Annotated in this window: 19 protein-coding genes; 3 read left to right on the top strand and 16 right to left on the bottom strand. The window is 30.9% G+C overall.

Features of this window, described 5'->3' with window-relative positions; genetic code table 11:
* Window positions 1-221: 221 nt before the first annotated feature.
* From FIA58_RS03160 to FIA58_RS03125, 8 genes are all read right to left on the bottom strand, one after another.
* Window positions 222-2,003 (bottom strand): cytochrome-c peroxidase, encoded by a 1,782-nt coding sequence (locus tag FIA58_RS03160; RefSeq protein WP_165928842.1) that lies wholly within the window; start codon window positions 2,001-2,003, stop codon window positions 222-224.
* A gap of 13 nt (window positions 2,004-2,016) precedes the next feature.
* Window positions 2,017-3,465 carry an alkaline phosphatase PhoX gene (locus tag FIA58_RS03155; protein ID WP_140959969.1) on the bottom strand — a complete coding sequence of 483 codons (1,449 nt, stop codon included), beginning with the start codon at window positions 3,463-3,465 and terminating at the stop codon, window positions 2,017-2,019.
* Between the two features lie 165 nt (window positions 3,466-3,630).
* Entirely contained in the window at window positions 3,631-5,862 is a 2,232-nt protein-coding gene (locus FIA58_RS03150; protein WP_140959967.1) for a multicopper oxidase domain-containing protein, read from the bottom strand.
* 3 nt (window positions 5,863-5,865) lie between these two features.
* Window positions 5,866-8,280, bottom strand: coding sequence for a heavy metal translocating P-type ATPase (locus tag FIA58_RS03145; protein WP_140959965.1), 2,415 nt, complete (start codon window positions 8,278-8,280; stop codon window positions 5,866-5,868).
* A 77-nt stretch (window positions 8,281-8,357) separates the two neighbouring features.
* Window positions 8,358-8,921 carry a helix-turn-helix domain-containing protein gene (locus tag FIA58_RS03140; RefSeq protein WP_140959963.1) on the bottom strand — a complete coding sequence of 188 codons (564 nt, stop codon included), beginning with the start codon at window positions 8,919-8,921 and terminating at the stop codon, window positions 8,358-8,360.
* A gap of 39 nt (window positions 8,922-8,960) precedes the next feature.
* Complete coding sequence (locus FIA58_RS03135; RefSeq protein ID WP_140959961.1) at window positions 8,961-9,227, bottom strand: heavy metal-binding domain-containing protein; 267 nt, start codon at window positions 9,225-9,227, stop codon at window positions 8,961-8,963.
* An 89-nt stretch (window positions 9,228-9,316) separates the two neighbouring features.
* Window positions 9,317-10,168 carry a DUF3347 domain-containing protein gene (locus FIA58_RS03130; RefSeq protein WP_140959959.1) on the bottom strand — a complete coding sequence of 284 codons (852 nt, stop codon included), beginning with the start codon at window positions 10,166-10,168 and terminating at the stop codon, window positions 9,317-9,319.
* A gap of 105 nt (window positions 10,169-10,273) precedes the next feature.
* Entirely contained in the window at window positions 10,274-10,636 is a 363-nt protein-coding gene (locus FIA58_RS03125; RefSeq protein WP_140959957.1) for a hypothetical protein, read from the bottom strand.
* Between the two features lie 226 nt (window positions 10,637-10,862).
* Here FIA58_RS03125 and FIA58_RS03120 point away from each other — a divergent pair, with 226 nt between their 5' ends.
* Window positions 10,863-12,725 (top strand): serine hydrolase, encoded by a 1,863-nt coding sequence (locus tag FIA58_RS03120; RefSeq protein WP_165928841.1) that lies wholly within the window; start codon window positions 10,863-10,865, stop codon window positions 12,723-12,725.
* A gap of 47 nt (window positions 12,726-12,772) precedes the next feature.
* Here the strand turns inward: FIA58_RS03120 and FIA58_RS03115 are convergent, their stop codons facing one another.
* Together FIA58_RS03115 and FIA58_RS03110 are read right to left on the bottom strand one after the other, a co-directional pair.
* A complete protein-coding gene (locus FIA58_RS03115) occupies window positions 12,773-15,469 on the bottom strand; it encodes a DNA gyrase/topoisomerase IV subunit A (RefSeq protein ID WP_140959952.1) in 2,697 nt (898 codons plus the stop codon).
* 70 nt (window positions 15,470-15,539) lie between these two features.
* On the bottom strand, window positions 15,540-17,396 hold the full coding sequence (locus FIA58_RS03110; RefSeq protein ID WP_140959950.1) for a DNA topoisomerase IV subunit B: 1,857 nt from the start codon (window positions 17,394-17,396) through the stop codon (window positions 15,540-15,542).
* Between the two features lie 239 nt (window positions 17,397-17,635).
* On the opposite strand from FIA58_RS03110, the gene FIA58_RS03105 reads away from it, so the two are divergent.
* Complete coding sequence (locus FIA58_RS03105; RefSeq protein WP_140959948.1) at window positions 17,636-18,739, top strand: DUF4238 domain-containing protein; 1,104 nt, start codon at window positions 17,636-17,638, stop codon at window positions 18,737-18,739.
* Window positions 18,740-18,789: 50 nt separating this feature from the next.
* On the opposite strand, the gene FIA58_RS21705 is transcribed toward FIA58_RS03105, so the two are convergent.
* The gene (locus FIA58_RS21705; RefSeq protein ID WP_317167863.1) at window positions 18,790-18,891 is read right to left on the bottom strand and encodes a helix-turn-helix domain-containing protein; all 102 of its coding nucleotides are present in this window, start codon (window positions 18,889-18,891) and stop codon (window positions 18,790-18,792) included.
* Window positions 18,892-19,218: 327 nt separating this feature from the next.
* On the opposite strand from FIA58_RS21705, the gene FIA58_RS03095 reads away from it, so the two are divergent.
* On the top strand, window positions 19,219-19,776 hold the full coding sequence (locus FIA58_RS03095) for a hypothetical protein (RefSeq protein ID WP_140959946.1): 558 nt from the start codon (window positions 19,219-19,221) through the stop codon (window positions 19,774-19,776).
* A 21-nt stretch (window positions 19,777-19,797) separates the two neighbouring features.
* On the opposite strand, the gene FIA58_RS03090 is transcribed toward FIA58_RS03095, so the two are convergent.
* From FIA58_RS03090 to ychF, 5 genes are all read right to left on the bottom strand, one after another.
* On the bottom strand, window positions 19,798-20,481 hold the full coding sequence (locus FIA58_RS03090) for a TIGR02117 family protein (protein ID WP_165928840.1): 684 nt from the start codon (window positions 20,479-20,481) through the stop codon (window positions 19,798-19,800).
* Window positions 20,478-21,146 carry a hypothetical protein gene (locus FIA58_RS03085; protein WP_140959944.1) on the bottom strand — a complete coding sequence of 223 codons (669 nt, stop codon included), beginning with the start codon at window positions 21,144-21,146 and terminating at the stop codon, window positions 20,478-20,480. Before FIA58_RS03085 ends, FIA58_RS03090 begins: the two co-directional genes overlap by 4 nt.
* A 45-nt stretch (window positions 21,147-21,191) precedes the next feature.
* The gene (locus FIA58_RS03080) at window positions 21,192-21,668 is read right to left on the bottom strand and encodes a hypothetical protein (protein ID WP_140959942.1); all 477 of its coding nucleotides are present in this window, start codon (window positions 21,666-21,668) and stop codon (window positions 21,192-21,194) included.
* A gap of 9 nt (window positions 21,669-21,677) precedes the next feature.
* Complete coding sequence (locus tag FIA58_RS03075) at window positions 21,678-22,160, bottom strand: hypothetical protein (protein WP_140959940.1); 483 nt, start codon at window positions 22,158-22,160, stop codon at window positions 21,678-21,680.
* 197 nt (window positions 22,161-22,357) lie between these two features.
* Entirely contained in the window at window positions 22,358-23,452 is a 1,095-nt protein-coding gene (ychF, locus tag FIA58_RS03070; protein ID WP_140959938.1) for a redox-regulated ATPase YchF, read from the bottom strand.
* Between the last annotated feature and the right edge of the window lie 104 nt (window positions 23,453-23,556).

Below are 23,556 nucleotides of genomic sequence, written 5' to 3'. Positions count from 1 at the left end.
TCGATATAAAAAACTCCCAAATTATGGGAGTTTTTTTTTGCTTTTAACTTGAGTTTTATTTTTAGGAGCACAAAAACAGTACTTCTATAGAAAAATAGTCCTGCTATCCACTATATCTTTTCTTTTTCCTTGATAGAAAAAAGAAAAGGATGCCGTTCCTATCAGGGCTAGAAAAGACGTTTTGAATTTCTAGAAATGTAATAGAAATCAAAAAAAATCTTTTAAAACTTATCAGTTAGTGTTTTCATAAAGAGTACTAAGTCTTCTTTTTCTTTATTCGTCAAATTGAGTTTATCAAAAGGCAAGGTTTGATATTCCAATTCAATACCTAATCCTTTTGCACCACCTTTATTATAAAAATCAACAATTTCTTCTAAGGTTGTATACACTCCATTATGCATATAAGGAGCTGTTTTTTCAATATTACGAACCGTTGGTGTTTTGAAAAAGAATTTTCTCTCTTCAGTTTTATATATATTGTAACGTCCTAAATCGTCATCTATCACAGCGTGTATAGTGTCTTTTGATTTTGGTACACCTATTAATTCTAATTCAGATTCTTTAAATTGTGTGGGAACTAATCCATTAAATAAAGGAGCAAAATGGCAAGTAGCACATTTCCCTTTCCCCATAAAAAGATTAAAACCATTAATTTCTCTTTCACTCAAGGATTGTTCTTTCCCTTGCATATTCAAATCAAATTTAGAATTGAAAGGAGTTAAAGACATAATATAAGAGGTAATAGCGTTACGTATTAAATGATTGTCAATTTCTTTTTGGTATACATTTTTAAATGCATTCACATATTCAGGGTTCTCTAAAACTCTATTTTCTAAATCATTCAAAGACAAATGAAATTCATTTGGATTATTTACCACATCAACAATTTGTCCTTCTAAACTACCCGTTCGTTTATCATGAAAAAAACCTTTTTGCAAAGCCGCGTAGAACAAAGTAGGAGAGTTTCTAGTAGTTTTTGGTGATTTAGACACACCATCAGTAAAATACAATTCTTGTTTGTGACAACTAGCGCAACTTATCCTTTTATCATTGGATAAGGATTTATCTTCAAATAATAATTTTCCTAAAGCTACTTTATCTGTTGCTACAGGATTTCCTTTTTGATCTGTAAAATAATTGATATTGAAAGTAACATTGGTAAACAAATTAGCTACTTCATAATTGATAGCTTGTTTAAATGGAAATTCAACTTTCCAATCGTTTACCGTCTCCTTCCAAATTTCAAGTGCTTTATGCGTGTGATCTTTAATAAAAGTATATCTGTCGAATTTTTCAAAATTGGCACTATCTAAAAAAGTTAAACTAATTTCAATTTGGCTAAGCCAATTCTTATAAATTTCTTTGTTTTTAAACTCATTTTCATAAATAGTAAGTATCTCCTTCAAACTTTTATAAACCGTTTTACTTTCTTCCAATGAATTTTCTAAAACAGGAGAATCAAAACCAGTGATTCCTGTTAAAGCCACTCTGTTGATGGCGTCTCTAAGAATCCAAAGGATATGGTGTGTTTTTAAAAACTGTAAGGTTTGATTTTTATGAATTAATTTTAGTCTACTCGAAATAATTTCCACATTTTTATTTAAAATAATAGAATCCATTTCATCATCATAAAGCAACTCCTCCACTACTTGAAATCCAGCTGGTTGATCTATTTTAACATCTGTAAAATCTTCTTCTTTAATTTTTAAAATATTGGGTTGATTTAAATATCCATAATTACTTGCATCAACAAAAGCCAAAATAGATTCACTTGATTTAAAGAACATTCTTGCTTTTAAAAAGAATTCTTTTTTTTCTTCAATATTTTTTGTCTTATTAAGTTGATCTAAAGCTACTGAAGCATTCCACAAATTTTCTTTAAAATAACTTTCTAATTTTTCTAAAGGTGTTATTTCTTTATATTCTTCTTTATCCTTACAACCAAACGCTAAAAAAACCAAAAGGCCATATAAAAATATAGCCTTTAAGTTTTTAATTTTCATTACTTTATACATACTATCTTTCTAAACCTTTGATAAGATATAATTGACTTCCTTCTTTTCTTGTAGTGTTTAAAATTGCATTTGGATCCACAAAAGCATCTTTGTTCCAACCATGATTTTGTGTACAAATTAAGAAACTTCCTTCCACTCCTATGATATCAGAAACATCAATCATCCCTGTTAATTCCCACATACTTGATGCAGATCCTACACCTGCAGCTTCAGCAGCAACTTGATCACATTCTAAAACCACTTTTAAGGCTCCTGTATTTAAATTGTATTGGTATAAATAAGAATAATGAGTCTTGTCTGCATTGTCAGGATACCCATTTGGATCTTCTTGAATATAAGCATAATCTTTAGTTACTACTATATTATCTGGGCTATGGAATTGTTTTGCTACACCAGTAGCTTTATCACCATCTAATACACACGTAATTGTTGCTATAGTTGGGTCATTAGCATCTAAAACCACTTTATAAATTCTTCCATAAATAGTACCTTTCCCCATTAATGCAGTTGATTTTCTACCTGTTACTGCAAAATAAACTTCTCTATTTGTACTACCTGAACCTTTTCTATAATCTATATCTTCTACTCTTGAAAAGCCCATAATACCTTTATCTCTAGATTCTTGCTCTAAAGCATCTAAAGTTCTTTCTGTATATTCAACAAATTCGGCTTGATACGTAGTACCTTCAGCCATATCCATTTCAAAATCAATTCCAGCTGTAGTTACTTTTAATCCGTAAAGTTTTCCTCCTGCTAAATCACCTCTGTTTCCAACATACATTGCTAATTGTCCCGATGGTGTTGTATTATCACCTGTATCATCTCCAATAAATGCAACTGTCTTACTTGGGTAAGCATCCTTACCTATAACTACAGCATTTTCGGTTGACCATTGTCCTAAAGCAGGAAGCATCGTTGCTAATTCTGCATCATCAGCATTTTTAAAAGGATCTGTTGCAAAAACTCCTTGCGAAGAACCATCCCATTCACCTCCAGATAAAAATAAAGGACCAAATCCATGCTCTTCTGGCATGATTAAAGAGCCTGAACATTGTGCTGTACCAGTTGTTGCTAAAGAGTTTAATATATATTCTCCTTTTACTGGCTTAAAGGTTTTATCAAATGAAATTCTAGCAATAGAATAATGTGCTTCTATATTATTAATTAAAGTAAATGTACCATCACTCATTTTCATTAATCCCATTCCGTCAGCCATAGATCCATAAACAAAATTTGGAGATTCAGACAATTGATCTTCAGAACTTAGTAAAGAATAGATTTCTAAATTTTCAAAGCCTGTTTTCTTTTTCAAAAAAGCATTAGTTACAGAATGATTTTTAAGTGTAACTTTTTCTGTTGTTTCTACTTCGCTTGCTGTATCATCATCATTACAAGAGAATACTGTAAAAGATAAAGCAACTAAAAAAAGTGATTTAAAATTTGTTTTCATAATAAATAATTGGTTGTTTATTTCGTTGAACAAAACTAAACCCCAATTGTAAACAAAAAGTAAATCAACCATTATCATACCTATACCTATAAATTATGAAAAGGTTACAAAAAGGTTACTATCTTAACTTTTCATTAAGAAAAGATGAATTTAATTTTTAAGAAATTAATAATTAAAATTTATACCTAAACCTATCCCCATATCACTATCATAATGCGTCGTTAAAGCAGCATTCTTACCAACAATATATTTGAAACCAGCCATATATTCTTTGTCTGTATTCACCATAAAAGCCATTCGTAGCCTTTTTGCTACTGGAATATCTTCTCGCATTAGTTGCATACGAACATTTCCATCGTGAAACACTTCGGCTTGGAAAATAACCAACATAGGCAATGTGTAATTAAAACCCAAACTAGCTTGAATACGTTTGTCTTTTGTACTTTTTTGTCCAAAAATATTTTCTTCTACTTCACCTGAATCTAATTTTCGATAACGAGCATCAAAACCAATAAACGGCATAAACCATTGCATTCTTCCGATATATCGACCAATATGTGTTTCTGATTCATATCCGTGTTCGTCATGATAACCTAATCGCCATTCAGTTCCAAAACTCCAACGTGTGTTTTGCAACATCGCTTTACCATCGTTTCCGTTGGTTGCAAAATCATTTTCTGCCATAAAATGAAATTGATTACTTTCTGCTTGTAGTTTTTTGTAAGCTTTCACTTTATCCGAAATCAAAGAATTTGGTTTTGAATCTTCATAACTAAACACACGATTCATTCCAGCCATCATGTGGTACAAAATATGGCAATGAAAAAACCAATCCCCATCAGCATTCGCTTCAAATTCGATTACATCTGTTTCCATTGGCATGATATCCAATACATTTTTTAAAGGAGCATATTCTCCTTGACCATTTAAAACTCTAAAATCATGTCCGTGCAAATGCATTGGATGACGCATCATGGAATTGTTGTATAAAGTGATACGAACATTTTCTCCTTTTTTAATTAAAATTTTATCCGTTTCTGCCAACACTTTATTATCCATACTCCAAACATAACGGTTCATGTTTCCTGTTAATTCAAAACGTAATTCCCGAACAGGAGCATCTTTTGGTAAAGTAGTCTTTGTTGGTGATTTTAACATCGCATAATTTAAAGTAACAATATCCGAATTCATTTTTTTCATGTCCATGTCAGCATTCATAGTCATTTCTTTATCACTTTTCACTTCTGACTTTTCGCTTTTTCCACTAATTTCAGTATACATTACCGCATTCATATCCATTTTTTGAAAACTCATTTCCATTCCCATATCATCCATGGTTCCGTCCATGTTCATCATGTCATTCATCATTTTCATACCTTCAAAATACTTCAACTTTGGCATTGGACTTACTAATTGCTTGATTCCTTCACCAATATAAATAGATGTAGATTTCGTTCTGTCTTCTGGAGTTGCTAAAAATTCATACGAAGTATTTTCCGCTGGAATCGTTACAATTACATCATAGGTTTCAGAAACTCCAATGATTAACCGATCAACATCAACAGGTTCAACATCATTTCCATCATTGGCAACCACTGTCATTTTTCCTCCAGCATATTTTAACCAAAAATAAGACGATGCACCACCATTTGCTATTCGTAATCGTACTTTATCACCTGCTTTAAATTGGGATAATTGACTTTCATTTTGTCCGTTGATTAGAAATTTATCATAATAGACATCGCTAACATCCATGGCCAACATGCGTTTCCATTCGTTATTGATTTTGGTTTTGAAATGTCCCGCTTTAATTGCCTCAGCATAACTTTGTGTAGTTCCTTTTTTTATGGCAAACCAATCGGATGCGTTGTGTAATAATCGATGAACATTTTTTGGATTGTAATCAGTCCATTCACTAAGAACAATTGGAACTTGAGGAATATCATCAATTCCTTTTCGGAAGGTTGGATCATTAGCTTTTTTTTTCAGAATTAACGAACCATACATTCCTATTTGTTCTTGAAATCCTTGATGACTATGGTACCAATGTGTTCCCGATTGAATGATTGGGAAGCGATATAGATGTTCTTTTCCTGGTTCAATTGGTAATTGTGTTAAATATGGAACTCCATCTTCTTTGTTAGGCAAATACAAACCGTGCCAATGCAATGTAGTTCCTTCTTTTAAATGATTGTACACATGAATTTCAGCAATGTCTCCTTCAGTAAAAGTTAAGGTAGGCATTGGAATTTGTCCATTTACAGCAATGGCTCTTTTTTCTTTACCTGAAAAATTCACAACGGAATCTCTAACATGTAAATCATATCGAACTACATTTTGTCCGAAAAGTGTTGTTGTTATTAATAGTGTAAATAGTAAATAATATACTCTTTTCATTCTTTAAATTTTAATGGTTCGCAATCGCAAAGCATTTGCAATTACAGAAACTGAACTAAAACTCATAGCCAAAGCGGCAATCATTGGAGAAAGTAACAATCCAAAAACTGGAAATAGAACTCCAGCTGCAATTGGAATTCCAATAGAATTATAAATGAAAGCAAAAAATAGATTTTGCTTGATGTTTTTCATAACAGCATGACTTAAGTTTTTAGCTTTTACAATGCCTTGTAAATCCCCTTTCACTAAAGTTATTTTTGCACTCTCAATGGCAACATCAGTTCCAGTCCCCATCGCAATTCCTATATCTGCTTGTGCTAAAGCTGGAGCATCATTAATTCCGTCACCAGCCATGGCTACTATTTTCCCTTGTTCTTGTAACTTTTTAATGTATTCTAATTTATCTTGAGGTAAACAACTGGCTTTAAAGTCGGTTAAGTTTAATTCTGATGCGACTGCTTTAGCTGTATTTTCGTTATCACCAGTCAACATGATTACGGCAACACCTTGTCTTCTTAATTCTTGAATGGCATCAAAACTCGTTTTTTTAATGGCATCTGTAATGGTAATATAACCCACCACTTTTTTACCAATAGCAATGTAAGAAACCGTTTTACCTTGTTTTTGTTCCAAAATCACTTGTTCTTCAATGGCTGAAAACTCTTTGATTTCTTCTTGTTCTAACAGTTTTTTATTTCCTAATAGAATTACTTCTTGGTTAATACTTCCCTTCACTCCTTTTCCGGTAACCGATTCAAAGCTTTCTACTTTTGAAAAAGTAACATCTTTAGATTTGGCAAATGTTACTATGGCTGTAGCCAATGGATGTTCACTGCTTTGGTTTAATGAAGCAATTTTTCCCAAAACCTCATTTTCATCACCTTTTTTAACTACAATCTTCTCAACAGATGGTTTTCCTTCAGTCAATGTTCCTGTTTTATCAGTAATTAAAACATCTATCTTATCCATTTTTTCAATGGCTTCCGCATTTTTGATTAACACACCTGATTTTGCTCCTTTCCCTACTCCAACCATTACCGACATTGGAGTTGCTAATCCTAAAGCACAAGGACAGGCAATTATTAATACAGCAATCGCATTTACAAAAGCATATACTAATTTTGGATTTGGTCCAAATTGCCACCAAATGATAAAGGTTATAACTGAAATAACAACTACAATTGGAACAAAATATTTAGCAATTTTATCCACTAAATTCTGAATCGGTGCTCTGGAACGACTAGCATCTGAAACCATTTGAACTATTTGAGATAATAAGGTTTCTGAACCTACTTTTTCAGCGACCATTAAAAATGACTTGGTTCCGTTAATGGTTCCCGATTTAACTTCATCTTCCTCTTTTTTATCAACTGGAATGGGTTCACCAGTAATCATTGATTCATCAATGGTACTATTTCCTTCTGTAATTGTACCATCAACAGGTACTTTTTCTCCAGGTTTTACTCTAATTATATCTCCTTTTTTAATGTCGTGAATAGAAATTTTCTTTTCTTCTCCATCTATTACTACAGTTGCATCTGTTGGTGCTAATTTTAATAATTCTTTAATCGCACCACTAGTTCTGCTATGTGCTTTGGCTTCCAATAATTGACCCAATAGAACTAATGTTAAAACTACTGCCGTTGCTTCAAAATATAAGTGTACTGTTCCATCAGCAGTTTTAAATTGTTCGGGAAAAACATGAGGAAAAAGCATTCCGAAAACACTAAATACAAAAGCAACTCCAGTTCCAATTCCAATTAAAGTAAACATGTTTAAATTCCAATTAATAATGGATTTCCAAGCTCTTTCAAAGAACATCCAACACGCATAAAATACAACTGGAATTGTCAACACAAATTGAACCCAATTCCATTTTTCTAAGCTCATTACATTGTAAAGTGGATTATTTGTAATCATATCTGACATAGAAATTATGAAAACAGGAATACTAAAAAGTAACACTATTTTCATTTTATGCCATAATTTTTCATAGGTTTTATCTTCTTCAGAATCCGTTGGTTTCATTGGAACTAAATCCATTCCGCAAACAAGGCAATCACCTGGTTTATCATAGACTTTGTCACCTTCGCAATGCATTGGACAATAATATTTTCCTGGTTGGTGATTGTGTTGGTGTGAATACTGTTCTTTTTTATCCGTTGAACAACAACTATTTGGAGTTACTTCTTCTTTAGAATGACTATTTGGTAACGAAATTTGGTATTTACTGTCTTTTCCACCTATAGATTCTTGTAAAACGTTTAGTTCAACATGTTTTGACATGGTGATTTTGGCTTTTTTATCCTCTTTTGAAACTTCTACATCAGTTATATTTTCAACAGTAGACAAGTCTTTTTTAACTTTCGCTTCACAGCCAGAACAGGTCATTCCTTCAATATGGTAAGTATGTTTCATGATTTAATTTCTTTATTACAAATTTCGGAAATAGCAAATCCAAAAACTTACACAATTATGGAAGGATTTTGCAAAATTTATAATTGATCGAGTTCAATTCTCTTATTCTCCTTTATCTTCTTAAAATAAGTTGGTGAAAAACCAGTAACTTTTTTAAATTGATTACTCAAATGAGCTACACTACTATAATTCAATACATCTGCAATTTCAGAAAGCGATAATTCATCATAAACAATCAGTTCTTTTACTTTCTCAATTCTTAGATTAATAAAATATTTTTCGATATTGATTCCTTCTACATTAGAAAACAAATTACTTAATTTACTATAATCTTGATGTATGTTTTTAATCAAATATTCAGATAAAGTAAGATTAATGTCATTACTTTTATTATGAACTAAGTCAATTAATACGGTTTTTATTTTTTCAATGGTTTTGCTACTTGAATCATTTAATATTTCAAAACCAAAAGTTTCAAGTTTAGTTGCAATTATTTGTTTTTCATTTTCAGAAATATCATTACTTACAATAACTTCCCCTAATTCAATCGTATCTATTTTGCATCCTAGTTTCTCTAACTCAGATTTTACAACTAAAATACACCGATTACAAACCATGTTTTTTATATGAATCTTTGTCATAAATTAGTTTTAATTTTCAAATCCATTAAATAAGGTACATTATTTATTATTTTCCAAAGTTTCATGATTTGACATTGTCAAACCCATTCCACATTCAGAACATTTGTCGCTTTTATGACCGTGAACTTCAGGATGCATTGGACAAGAGTACATTGCTTTAGAATTCATCATATGTTTATTATCATGCATCATCGTTGAATCTTGATGCATGTGATTGTCATGTTCTATTTCATTATTGTTATTTTGTTTACAAGAAAACAAAACAGAAACCATAATTGTTAGTAAAAGAAAAGTTAAATTTTTCATATTTATTTGATTTTTAATTGATTATAAAAGTAATTCGTCCAAATATAAAACTAGTTACATAATTAATTATAAAATTTATAATGTTATCACTAGTTCTTGATAGTTTCTATTGTTTTGCCACAACTCAACATCATTGAACCATAATATGGATTTTTAATAATGCTTTCTTTACTCAACCAATTTGCTCCTTTTCCATCATTAGCCATTGGACAATGCTGTAAATAAATAGTAGTTTCTAATTTATCTGATTTCATCAATTTGAACATGTTCTCCGATAAATCTACAAATTGAAACCTTTGGTCTTCCCTATTTTTTGAAGTTGTAATTGCTTTAACTTCTTCTTTTAGTGGTTTTAAAATTTTCATCCAAACCATATGCAAATCCATATCTAATGTTTTCATATCGACTTTTTCTACAGCAGCTAGTAAATCATTGGCTTTTACAGCAGTAGATTTTGAATCTGAGGCTACCAAAGCATCTTTAAGTTCAAAGTAATTTGAATAAACGTTTGACAATGGTTTAGTATTCTCGGATGATTTTATTTTCTCTTTCATCATTGCTTTCATTTCCATTTTTGGTTTTTCTGATATAGCTGTTTTGCTTACTCTTTCGTACTGACAACAATTTGGCAAACCAAAGTAAGCTACATCTGGTGCTAAAAAAGAATTACTATCGTAACCTGCAAGAGCTATTCTTTTAAGCACTTCCTCTTTATTTGTTTTTTTAGCATCGTAAGAAATAGTTGCCATTTTTGTTTCTTTATCCCATTCTACAGTTGCTATATTCTTCATATTTCCTGCTTTTTCAATCGTTTTCTTGCAAATACCACAATTTCCTAAAATTTTTTCGGAAACAATTTTCTGATTTTTAATTTGTGCATTGCTTAATGTGAATGATGCAAACATAACCGTTAGCATCAATATGTTATTTATTGATTTCATTTTTAATAAATTTAATGTAAATGATTTAATAGTTTTTCTTTCTTCAAGAAACAAGAAAGAAACTAATGAAAATTAGCCGTAAAATTGGCTATACAAAGAAATAAATCAGCTTATTTTTGGTGGAGACCAAATTGCAAAATAATTCAATGAAGTATTTTTTTCTAAGTAAAAAAAATTAGAAGCACTTGTAAGAATAATTTCATTTTTTTGAAAAATTGAAACTATTTCCTCAGTAATAATACTTGAATAGATAGGTGAAAAATTACAATTTGAAGAATTACAGCTTCCATCACAAGATTTTTGTTCTTCTTTATCAGAACACTCTTTTTTATGAAAATTTAAATCATTTTGTGAAGAACAACATGTTTTTTCTGTATCAAACTTCTTTTTTGAACATCCGTAACTTTCTGTTGGATTTATTAAAAATCCAATGATTATCAATATTACTATGTAAAAAGGATGCTTCATTTATAAAACAAAGGTACAAAAAAACCTACCGAAGCAGAATTTCCATGTGTTAATCTAAACTTAAAGTAATTTATCCCTATTAATTATAGTATAAACTACACTAATAAAAAAGGGGAATATGCCCATAATAAAAGGTAATACTACTCTTTCCTAGAATGTGGTGCAACTATACCTTTGTCCCGTTAAAAAAAACAAATACCTAAACAGGTAAATAAAAATGAAAAAAATGAAACAATTATTAAAAAAAGAAATTCTAGTAGCAGCACTATTATTTATTACTGGAACCGTGTTTTCACAATTTGTAGCAAGACATGCTATGAGTCCGTCACAGTATCAAACAGAATTTAACAATCTAAATGCTAAAGGATACAGGGTTACATCTCTTTCAGGTTATACTAGTAATGGAAAAGAATTGTATGCCGCTATTTGGAACAAAGTAGCTGGACCAGCATGGTCAGCAAGACATGGAATGTCAGCTACAGATTATCAAAAAGATTTTAACGATAAAGTAAGCAAAGGATATCGATTAGTTTGTTTATCAGGTTATGCTGTAGGAAATCAAGCTAAATTTGCAGCCGTTTGGGACAAAAGTTCTGGTGGAGCTTGGAAAGCAAAACACAATATGACAGCATCTGACTATCAAAAAGCGTTTAATGATTATAGTAGAAGTGGTTATCAATTACAACAAGTTTCAGGCTATGTAATTAATGGAAAAGAATATTTTGCAGCCTTTTGGGAAAAGAAATCTGGTTCTATAATCGCTAGACACAATCTAAATTCAGCTGATTATCAAAAAGCTTTTAATGACTTTACTAGCAAAGGATACCATTTAAAATGCGTTAGTGGTTATCAAAAAGGACGTACTGATTTGTATGCAGCTATTTGGGAAAAATCTGCCTATCCATTAGCTATGGCTAAACATGGTTTAAGTAGAAAAAACTACCAACACACATTTGACAACTTATATTATCAAGGGTATGTACCAGTTTTTGTAAATGCATTTGCTTCAAGTGGAGCGGATAATTATAATGCTATTTGGGTTAATAAGGTAATGAAATATGCTGATATTAATAAAATGGATACAGCAGTTGAAAATTACATGTCTACACAAGGTGTGAATGGTTATTCTTTTGCAGTTACTAAAAATGGAAGATTAGTTTTTGCAAAATCTTATGGATATGCCGATAAGGCTGCAAATGAGATTATGTCTCCCAATCATTCGATGAGAATTATGAGTGTTTCCAAATCCGTAACTGCTGCAGGAATCATGAAACTTTTGGAACAAAATAAAATTAGCATGAATCAAAAGGTATTTGGTCCAAACAGTATCTTAGGATCTAAATATGCTACTCCATCTGATAAAAAGAAACTAAATGACATTACAATTTCACAATTATTACATCATACTTCAGGATTGCGAACTTGCAATGGAGAATCAGAATTTTGGAACAAAGACAAAACATATGATGATACTATGAAAATGCTATTAAAATCATCCGATTTACTAAAATTTACACCAAATACTAAATCTTCTTATTCAAACACCGGCTATTTTATTTTAGCAGTTGTAATCCAACAAATAAGTGGTCAATCCTATGAAACCTTTATAAGAACTAACGTTTTGAATCCAGCTGGAGTTGGCTCAGGAATGTATGTTGGTTTAGCTAATGGTAGTGTGAAATCTAATGAAGCACATTATACTCCAGAAACTAAACAGAACATGCAATTATGGGCAGGTTTTGGTGGTTGGGTTGCTAGACCAATTGACCTTGTGAAGTATTTAGGGAAAGTAGATGGAAGCAATACACCTCCTGATATTATAAAAACTAGCACACATGCAATATTAACACAAGATACTCCATTGTCACCAAATTATGGTTGTGGTTGGACAATTTCAGGTGATAAACAAAGACACAATGGAGCACACGGAGGTTCTAGATCATGGTTAGCAGAAATAGGAGACGGTTACAGCATAGCAATAATTGTTAACAATGCACCATCCAATGATTCTAATCTTAGTAAATTATTAAATGATATTTCAACAGCAGTAAAGGGAGTTTCTGGATTTCCAGCTTACGATTTATTCTAATTCAAAGAAAAAGCTGTATCAAGGAGATACAGCTTTTTTATTTTTGGTTAATCCAAACTTAAAGTGATTTGACCATCGTCATCTAAATCTGTTTTTACATCATCAGAAACCGATTCTTCATCAGTAACTTCCATTTTTTCAGGTTCTGGTTCTACAGGTTCCTCAAAAGGAAGTGGTTCCAACAAGTTAATTTGTTTCACTTTATCAGCCGTTAATTGGTTACCCAATGCTTTAATTCCTTTTACTGCAATAAAATCTTCTAAATTTACTTGTAAAGTTTCTTTTTGAACTCCTTTTACTTTGGCAAAAATAACCTCAGCCATCGGTTTCCAATCTGTTGATACAATTTCTAATTGTGATTTTTCATGCTCTGTAATAAAAATTTCTTCTTTATTCTCATTTTCAATTACAAAACGTTTTACATAATACCGTTCCTTTTCACCATCAAAATAAATAGCCGAAATAGGCTTATTGGGTTTCCATTTTTCTAAAACCACCATATCTTGATCGAAATGAGTAGTTAATTCCGGAATAATAGTTTTTAGTTTACCCGATTGATTGATGATTAACAATCGATCATTTGGTTTAAATTCTCCTAATAATTCTCCTCTTGCATCAACATTTAATCGTTGGACTGTTTCATCAAACCAAATTTTTCTTGGTCGAAGTGTTGAAATACCTTTTTCTTTTAATTCGATTTTCTTAATTGGATATTTTGAAACCGTATTCCCTTTGGAACTTCTTCCTTTTATCAAAATTTCTGCAAAATCTAAATCCCATTTCAGTTTTTTAATACTTCCTACTTGGCGTAATAAAATAGTTACCACTTCAGCTTCACCATTAGGATTATGAGAAAAATAGAGAATTTGCGATCCTGGTTTTTCTTGTGTAATGTGGTATTCTTTATCACGAGTTACACCTGAAACATTGAAACGTTTTACAAAAGTCGCACCACTTTTCCCATCTCTATAAATGACATTATAAATAGTTCTTTTATCATTTTTGTCAAAAATAGCAATGTGAATAATATCTTTTCCAATGAATTTCTTGTCATCAACCTTAGTAATAACCATTCGACCATCGCGTAGAAAAACAATAACATCATCAATATCAGAACAATCCGCTACATATTCATCTTTCTTTAATCCAGTTCCTAGAAAACCTTCTTCTTTATTAACATATAGTTTAATATTACGTAGCACTACTTTTGTAGCTTCAATATTTTCAAAACTTCTCAATTCGGTTTGACGTTCACGTCCTTTACCGTATTTTTCTTTTAATTTGGTAAAAAAGGCAATAGTAAAGTCGATAATGTGTTCTAAATCGTGTTTGACTTGCTCCATTTCTGCTTCCAATTTTGCAATAGCATCATCAGCCTTATCTGAATCGAAACGCGTTATACGAATCATTGGTATTTGCGTTAATTTTTGCAAATCATCATCATGAATATCACGAACTAGCAATTTTCTGAAAGGTTCGAATTTCTTGTATAAATATTCGTAAAGACTTTCTCTATCTCCATACAATTTGAAATCAATATACATTTCTTCACGAATGAATATTTTTTCTAAAGTTGAGAAATGCCATTTATTTTCTAATTCGTCTAATTGAATTTCCAACTCACGTTTTAGCAAATCAACCGTTCTATTGGTTGAAATCTTCAACATATCGGAAACACCTACAAATAAAGGTTTATTGTTTTCAATTACACATCCCAAAGGCGCAACCGAAGTTTCGCAAGCTGTAAATGCATACAAAGCATCAATCATTTTGTCTGGAGAAACACCAGCTGTAAGATGAATTAAGATTTCAACCTCAGCAGCCGTATTATCTTCAATTTTCTTGACTTTAATTTTCCCTTTTTCATTCGCTTTCAAAATACTATCAATCAAGGTTGATGTATTTGTGGAAAACGGAATTTGAGTAATAACTAAAGTATTTTTATCTAATTGACTTATTTTGGCACGAACTCGAACTCTTCCTCCACGTAAACCATCGTTGTAATTGGAAACATCTGCGATTCCTGCTGTTGGAAAATCTGGATATAATGTGAAAGGTTTTCCTTTTAATATTTTTATGGACGAATCGATTAATTCGTTGAAATTATGTGGTAAAACTTTGGTTGACAACCCAACTGCAATTCCTTCAGCTCCTTGTGCTAAAAGCAATGGGAATTTTACTGGAAGATTTACAGGTTCAGGACGACGACCATCATAAGAAGTTCCCCATTCGGTAATTTTTGGAGAATATAAAATATCGTGACCCAACTTGGAAATACGTGCTTCAATATAACGAGAAGCTGCAGCACTGTCACCTGTGAGGATATTTCCCCAGTTTCCTTGCATGTCGATAATCAAGTCTTTTTGACCAATTTGCACCATAGCATCTCCAATACTCGCATCTCCGTGAGGATGATACTGCATAGTGTGACCAACAATGTTTGCTACTTTATTGTAACGACCATCGTCCAACTCTTTCATGGAATGCATGATTCTACGTTGCACCGGTTTAAAACCGTCTTCAATCGCTGGAACTGCACGTTCTAGAATTACATAGGAAGCATAATCTAAAAACCAATCCTTATACATTCCGGTTACTTTTGTAATCGTATCTTCTGGATTTTCATTATTATCATAGAAATGATGGCCTGATGTTTTTATATCATCAAAACCTTCTGTTTCTTGAGATTCACTTCCTGATTCGTTTTGTTCTTCTGGGTTTATGTTTTCTTCTTCGTCTTTCATTTTTTTTTGGTTAACGGTTAACAGTTACAAGTTGACAAAAAACTGTACACTTAAAACTGTAAGCTGTGAACTACTCTTTCTCAATTACATCCAACTCTACTTTCAAATTATTGATGATGAATTCTTGTCTGTCGGGTGTATTTTTACCCATGTAGAATTCTAATAAAGTTTCTATTGAAGTTGCTTTATCTAACATTACAGGATCTAAACGAATGTCTTCTCCAATGAAATGTTTGAACTCATCGGGTGAAATTTCTCCTAATCCTTTGAATCGTGTGATTTCTGGTTTTGGTTTTAATTTTTCAATCGCATTTACTCTTTCTTCATCACTGTAACAATAAATCGTTTCTTTTTTATTTCGCACACGAAATAAGGGTGTTTGCAAAATATATAAATGACCGTCTTTGATTAATTCTGGAAAAAACTGTAAAAAGAAAGTGATTAATAACAAGCGAATGTGCATTCCATCGACATCGGCATCGGTTGCAATTACAATGTTATTGTAACGCAAATCACCCATATCTTCTTCAATATTCAACGCAGCTTGTAATAAGTTGAATTCTTCGTTTTCGTATACAATCTTTTTCGACATTCCATACGAATTCAAAGGTTTTCCACGCAAACTGAAAACAGCTTGAGTATTTACATCACGTGATTTGGTAATGGAACCAGAAGCGGAATCTCCCTCTGTAATAAAAAGCGTACTTTCTAAACATCTTGGGTTTTTGGCATCTGCCAAATGTACTCTACAATCGCGTAATTTTTTATTGTGTAAACTCGCTTTTTTTGCTCTGTCTTTGGCCAATTTACGAATTCCGGATAATTCTTTTCGTTCTCTTTCTGCTTGCAAAATCTTACGTAGTAACAAATCCGCAGCTTCTGGATTTTTATGTAAGAAATTGTCTAATTTGGTTTTGATAAAATCATTTACGAAAGTACGAACCGTAGGCCCATTTGGACCAATATCCGTTGAACCTAATTTAGTTTTCGTCTGTGATTCGAAAACAGGTTCTTCCACCTTAATGGAAACTGCCGAAACTATCGATTTACGAATATCAGAAGCTTCAAAGTTTTTATTGTAAAATTCTTTAATGGCACGAACAATGGCTTCTCTAAAAGCACTTAAATGCGTTCCTCCTTGTGTGGTATTTTGTCCGTTTACAAACGAATGGTATTCTTCTGAATATTGCGATTTACTGTGTGTAATGGCAACCTCAATATCCTCTCCTTCTAAATGAATGATTGGATACACCATATCTTCTTCTGTGATATTCTCGTCTAGTAAATCTTTTAATCCGTTTTCTGAAACATATTTTTCACCATTATAATAAATCGTTAAGCCTCGATTTAAATAACAATAGTTTTTAAGCATTTTAATGATGTACTCATTACGATACTTGTAATTTTTAAAGATGGCTTCATCAGCAATGAAAGATACTTTTGTTCCTTTGCGTTTTGTAGTTTCTGATACTTCATCTTCAGTGGTTAGGTTACCTGCGGAAAATTCGGCTGCTTTTTGTTGGTTATCTCGAACCGATTCTACTCTGAAGAAATTGGAAAGTGCATTAACCGCTTTGGTACCCACTCCATTTAAACCTACCGATTTTTTAAAGGCTTTTGAATCGTACTTCCCTCCTGTGTTCATTTTGGAAACCACATCGACTACTTTTCCTAAGGGAATACCACGACCATAATCGCGAACGGTAACTAGTTTATCTTTAATGGTTACTTCGATGGTTTTTCCAGCACCCATAACGAATTCATCGATACAGTTGTCCATTACCTCTTTGAGTAGAATGTAGATTCCATCATCTGGTGAGGAACCGTCGCCCAGTTTTCCAATGTACATTCCTGGACGCATACGAATATGCTCTTTCCAGTCGAGTGAACGAATATTGTCTTCGGTGTATTGATTTTGCTCTAGCATAAACAGATTTCGGATTTTGTGCAATATACTATTTCTCTATAAAAAATAAAAGAGACAGGTTTATAAGTTATTGACAAAAGAGTGAAGAGGTTGTAGGTTGTAGGTTGTATGTTGTGGGTTTGAGTTGAAAGAAGAAAAATTGGAATAAAAGTTTGAGCAATTTTTTGGTATATTTGGTTTCATATAAATTACTAAATCGTTTTAATAAATAAATTAATGTAACTTGAACATAAATTCTGATGTCTGATAAAACAGGAGTAACCAAAATACAACATTTTGTGCCTCAATTTTTTCAAAAATATTTTTCCTATCATAATAATGGAAAAACAATTGGCATTTTTAATGTTAATAACGAATTTTACATTTCATCAACTCCAATTAGGACTCAATTGTATAGCAATTTCCTTTATGGAAAATCAGGTGATTTAGAAACTTGGCTTGGAAATTTAGAGAGTAAATCTGCTCCAATTTTTAGAAAAATGTGGGAAAAAGAAGTTTTACCAGAATATGAGAGTATAGACCAACTAGAAATGCTACATTTTTTAATAATTCTTGACTTAAGAAATCCTATACGATTTAATAATCTTAGAGATTATGAAGAATTAATTAAAGAAACTAATTCAGATATTACAAAAAAAAATCTACCTCCTGAGTTGTTGGAATCTTTAAAATACTTACAAAATGAAGAAGGAAAAAAACTTCAATTAAAAACAGCAGTAAAAATTGTACCTGATTTAATAGATTTGAAATATAAACTTTTAAAAAACACAACAAATATTCCTTTTATAATTTCAGACAATCCTCTTGTTATGTACAATCAATTTTTAGAAAAACGAAAATGGAACATTGTTAGTCAACGTGGTTATGGTTCTAAAGGATTACAAATGTTTTTACCTATTAATGATTCTTATATGCTAATAGTTTATGATGCTGAAATTTATAAAGTCGGAAACAAAAAAGAAAAAATAGTTGAAATTACAGATGAAAATAGCATAAATCAATTAAACATACTACAATTTTTGAATTCGACTGATACGATAAGTTTTAATCATAAAGTTTCAGAACATTACATTAAAACTTTATTTAAAAAATCTAAATCCTATAAAAAAGCAAATGAAGTTTTTATTAATATACATAAAGTTGATGATGGAAAAGGAGGAATAAAACCTTTCGAAGAAATACTTGAAGCTGGAGTTACTGATTTAAAAACTAATTTATTAATTCAGAAAATAAACTTATCGTCAAATTCTATTGCTATTAAATTAGATAACAGACTAGTACAATATAGAAAAGGGGTCGAAATAAGTAAGAATCATCCCTTAAATAAGTACAAGATTAAATAAATCTCTTTAAAAAACGTTGATTATATTTAAAGATTAAAAAAAATATTTATTCAGTTAATCTCCAACTTATACCCTACTCCATGAATGTTTATTAATTTGACAGATTCATCGGCTTTTAATTTAATTCGTAGTTTTGAAATATAAGTATCCAAACTTCTTCCTACAAAAAATCAAAAAAAGAAAATATAAAGTAGCCATAAATAGGAATAATTGCTATTTTTTCGTAAATCCTACATTTATAAAACAATTGTCTTTTTTTAATTGTCTTCCACTACAAGGAATATAGGATAGGCTACTTTGTTGTCCTTACATTATAACACTTCTACCAAATAATATTTTGGTAAACATTACATTTTACAACTATTTACACTTTTTTTACATTCATTTGACACTTAGAGATGAAGTGAATAGTAGTTTTACAGTGTCAGCAAATACTAAAAATTTGTTGTCACTTTTAAATCCACATAAATTATTAAAAAATGAAAAAAATCATTTTTCCCTTTTGTTTATTATTTGCTCTAGGTTGTAAAGTAGATCATCCAAAACCCGAATCAAATTTAGCTCAAATTCAAGATTCCGTTTATAATATACAATCTGTTTACGGACCAAATTTAGCCTCTAAACCTTATGAACTAAAACTTAATACACATCAATTAAGTAACGGAAATTATGATTTAGAAATTCAAATGTTACTTTACAACAATGCTTATTATGCCTCTTCAAATACTAAGAAAAGTTTGAAGGGTAAATTTACTTTCTTTATGGATGACACTAATTTCTTTACACTAAAAAGCAATCTTGTTGAAACACCGCTCACTATTAGAGAACCTAATTCCGAAACAGCAGATAATGGCATGACAGATTGGATTCGTGTAAATACACATTACAAACAGCAACTAGAAATCACAACTACAGAAGATTTTGCAGTTGGAGGTTATATTCAGTTTACTATTGAACCTCGTTGTACATTAGAAAAAATACCTGTTATTATAAAACGCAAAAATGGTATTTTGAAATTTGAAATCGATAATTGTTAGAAAATCATTAGTTATAAGTATTTATTCATAATGATAAAAAATTCCTTTATCTAAAACCGTCCAAAGTGCTGCTTTTTGATTGCCAGCTTTTAAAGTTTGGTTTGCCCAAGTGTTACAGGTAAAAAATAAGTTATAACTGCCTTTAGCCTCATAAAAAACATCGTGTTTCCCATAGGAATGGGTTCCAATACGTTGGATTTTATTTGTTGTATCCAATGCAAAACTGTTTTCGATATATTGAATCATGCTTTTGTATTGGTTTTCAGAAATAAAAAACTTTTTACAATTTTCATCTTCTTTGAGATTGTCATAAAAAGTAATATGCATGGCTGAAGAACTCCATCCTGTGATAGCTTTTGCTGCTGTAGAAACTTTTAAATCAGCCCAAGTAGGAGTGTCTAAATAAAATCCTTTATCGCCCCAACCAAAAGCTAGATTTTGTCTGGTGGAATCTTTTGCTTTAGTATGTAAATACGAAATTTGAGTTGACCAATCTTTTATTTCGTTTTTTAAGGGCAAAACGATGTCGGTGTGTACTCCGTTGGAAAGAATATAAATGGGAATGGTTTTATTGGTTTCGGAATTATTTTCGTTTACCGAAATAATAGAAGTAAAGAAAATGACTATTGTATAAATTAGTAAAAAAGCTAGCAATCCTAAGATAGTTTTTAGCAGTGTTTTAAATGTTTTTTTTGCTATTTTCATTCTTTTACTTTTTTATAATTAGTGTCATTACCAAAATCTTTTAGCTTATAAAATTGCTTAAATTCTGCTCTTGATGGAGCAATTATATAAGTAGAAGAATCTAGCATTTTAGCTTTTACTTTGGTAATCGAATCCATTTTCTTTAAATCAGTATCAGAATATAATTGTTTTACCGTTAGTTTTTCTTTATCAAAAGTATATAATTTTATATTCCAAAAAATAGAATCTTTTTTACTGATAACTAAATTCCCATTTATGCGCTTTGCTTTTTGCGTATTTGAGAATCTAAATATAGTATCAATTCTTTTATTAAAAATTTCAATTGAATCTTTTAATTGTCTGTATAAAAATTTAAAACTACCATCTTTTGACACTATTTTATCATCAGTGAAATCAAATCCTACTTTTAGCGAATCTAAATCAGTATTTGGTATTTTATTTTTCCAAATATATTCTCTGCAGATTACATCTTTCTGAAAATTTAAACTTATGGAATCTTCATTCATGTAACTCCCTAAAAATTTATTTGGAAACGTTTTTAATTCGAAATCATTAATAGGTTGAGGCTCTTCAAAATAAAAAGTGTTTCCAGCGATTTCAAGATCTCCTGAGACGTTTTTACAAGAAATAAAAACTAATAAAAAAATGACCCCTATTCCTTTCATGAAACGATTTTATAATAGATGACTAAAAATAAAACAAAAATACATTTATTTCAAGTTTATCAATAATTCGCAATTGATAAACTTCTTTTTCCAACTATTTAAATGTGCTTCCTCTTCAATAGGAATATCAATTCTTAATGTTTCTAGTTTTGGAAAAGACACTAAAATCTTCAAAATACCAGCTGCAGTAACTTCTGAATCCTTAATATCTAAATATTCCAATTCAGCGAAATGAAGAATGCAATCTAGCGAATCATCTTTCAAAGCAACACCTCTTAAATCTAAATATATAACTTTTTTAAGCTTTTTAAGATATTGTAATCCATGAATAGTTACGAAAGAATCTCCGATAGAAAGTCTATCTATTTCGGTGACATATTGGGTAACAAAATACAAATCTTCATCAGTTGTATCACCTGAACGCATCCCAAACTGACTCAGGTGAGTTGGAATATTCTTATCATTTTTAGTGTTGAAATATTTTTGCAACAAATATTTTTCTCTGCTTTTAGATAGTTTCATTTGCAAGGATTAATCAGCCCAAACCTCTAAATCAATTTCAAAACCAGCCTTCTTTAGTGCTTTTACTATTGCCTTACCAAAAGATTCATTATTAATTTCTTTACTAATTTGAGTAAAAAACAAATTGGTTTTATGGGTATTGGTCTTTAAAAGTACTCTGTTTTTGTCATATGATGTAATGGTTTCTAAAACGTCATTATCATCTGTTAGAAAAATAACATTAATATCCTTTATAAAACCTGAAATTTTATCTAAAGCTACTGTTGCATGTATTACTTCCCATTGTTCAACATAACTATTGTATTTTTCGACTTCGAGAATTAACTTTTTACTTTCATCAATGTGAAAAGGTTGAATAATTTTCAAAGAATCCTCGTCTTCAAAGTTTTTAATTTCTTTCATAAGTTGCTTATTTAATAAGTCAACCACTTTCTTTTCTTGGGAGAAAGAAAAGAAACTAAATAAAGAAAAACAAATTAGCACTATTCTCATTTTTCACTGTTTTAAATTAAAAATATTTATTTCTTTAAAAGCCTTACATATGCAATTCAATTTAAATAAAGAATTTGAATTGAAACATTTAAACCTAAATTTCAATCATATTGACTCAAATATAAATAAAAAAACCTGCAAATTTCTTTACAGGTTCTATCTTTTCTCTTGTTTCTTTTTTCTTGCTTCAAAAAAAACTACACATTAAATCTAAAATGCATTACATCACCGTCTTTTACGATGTATTCTTTACCTTCAACTCTTAATTTACCTGCTTCTTTTACTTTAGCTTCTGAACCAAAACTTGAGTAATCTTCATAAGCAATTACCTCAGCACGGATAAATCCTTTTTCAAAATCGGTATGAATTACACCTGCTGCTTTTGGAGCTGTGTCTCCTACTTGAATGGTCCAAGCTCTTACTTCTTTTACACCAGCCGTAAAATAGGTCTGTAAGTTTAATAATTTATAAGCGGCACGAATTAAAACTGCAGAACCTGGTTCAGTCAGTCCCATATCTTCAAGAAAAACTTGACGTTCTTCGTAACTTTCTAATTCAGTAATATCTGCTTCTGCACCAACAGAAAGTATAATTACCTCAGCATTTTCATCTTTTACTAATTCTTTTACTTGCTCTACATACTTATTTCCAGAAACTGCTGAAGCTTCATCTACATTACAAACATATAAAACAGGCTTTAAAGTAATTAATTGAAATTCTTCCATTAATTCTTCTTCATCTTGATTCTGAGGAACAACTGTACGAGCTGATTTCCCTTGTAATAAAGTTTCACGAATTCTATCTAAAAGTGCTTTTTCAGCTTGCGCCTCTTTATTTCCAGTTTTTGCAGCACGATTGGTTTTTTCCAAACGCTTTTCAACGGTTTCTAAATCTTTTAATTGTAATTCAATATCTATAGTTTCTTTATCTCGAATTGGATTCACATTTCCATCAACGTGAACAATATTATCATTATCAAAACAACGCAAGACATGAATAATTGCGTTACACTCTCTAATATTTCCTAAAAATTGGTTACCTAAACCTTCTCCTTTACTAGCTCCTTTTACTAAACCTGCAATATCAACAATATCTACAGTTGCCATTTGAACACGTTCTGGTTTCACCAACTCTTCTAAACGAGCAATCCTAGGATCTGGTACATTTACTACACCAATATTAGGCTCTATGGTACAAAATGGAAAATTAGCACTTTGTGCTTTTGCATTTGACAAACAATTAAATAGTGTTGATTTTCCAACATTTGGTAACCCTACAATTCCTGCTTTCATGATATATTTTTTATAACTAATTCATTTTAAAGTTTGCAAATATACTTTAAAAGTTGCAAAGTCTCAAAGTTGCTATTGTTTTAGTGATTTATTCTTTGAATTAC

The organism is Flavobacterium jejuense (assembly GCF_006491595.2).
In the GTDB taxonomy this organism is placed as follows: Bacteria; Bacteroidota; Bacteroidia; order Flavobacteriales; family Flavobacteriaceae; genus Flavobacterium; species Flavobacterium jejuense.
Note: the sequence above shows the minus strand (reverse complement) of the source record. Positions and strands in the feature narration are given on the sequence as shown.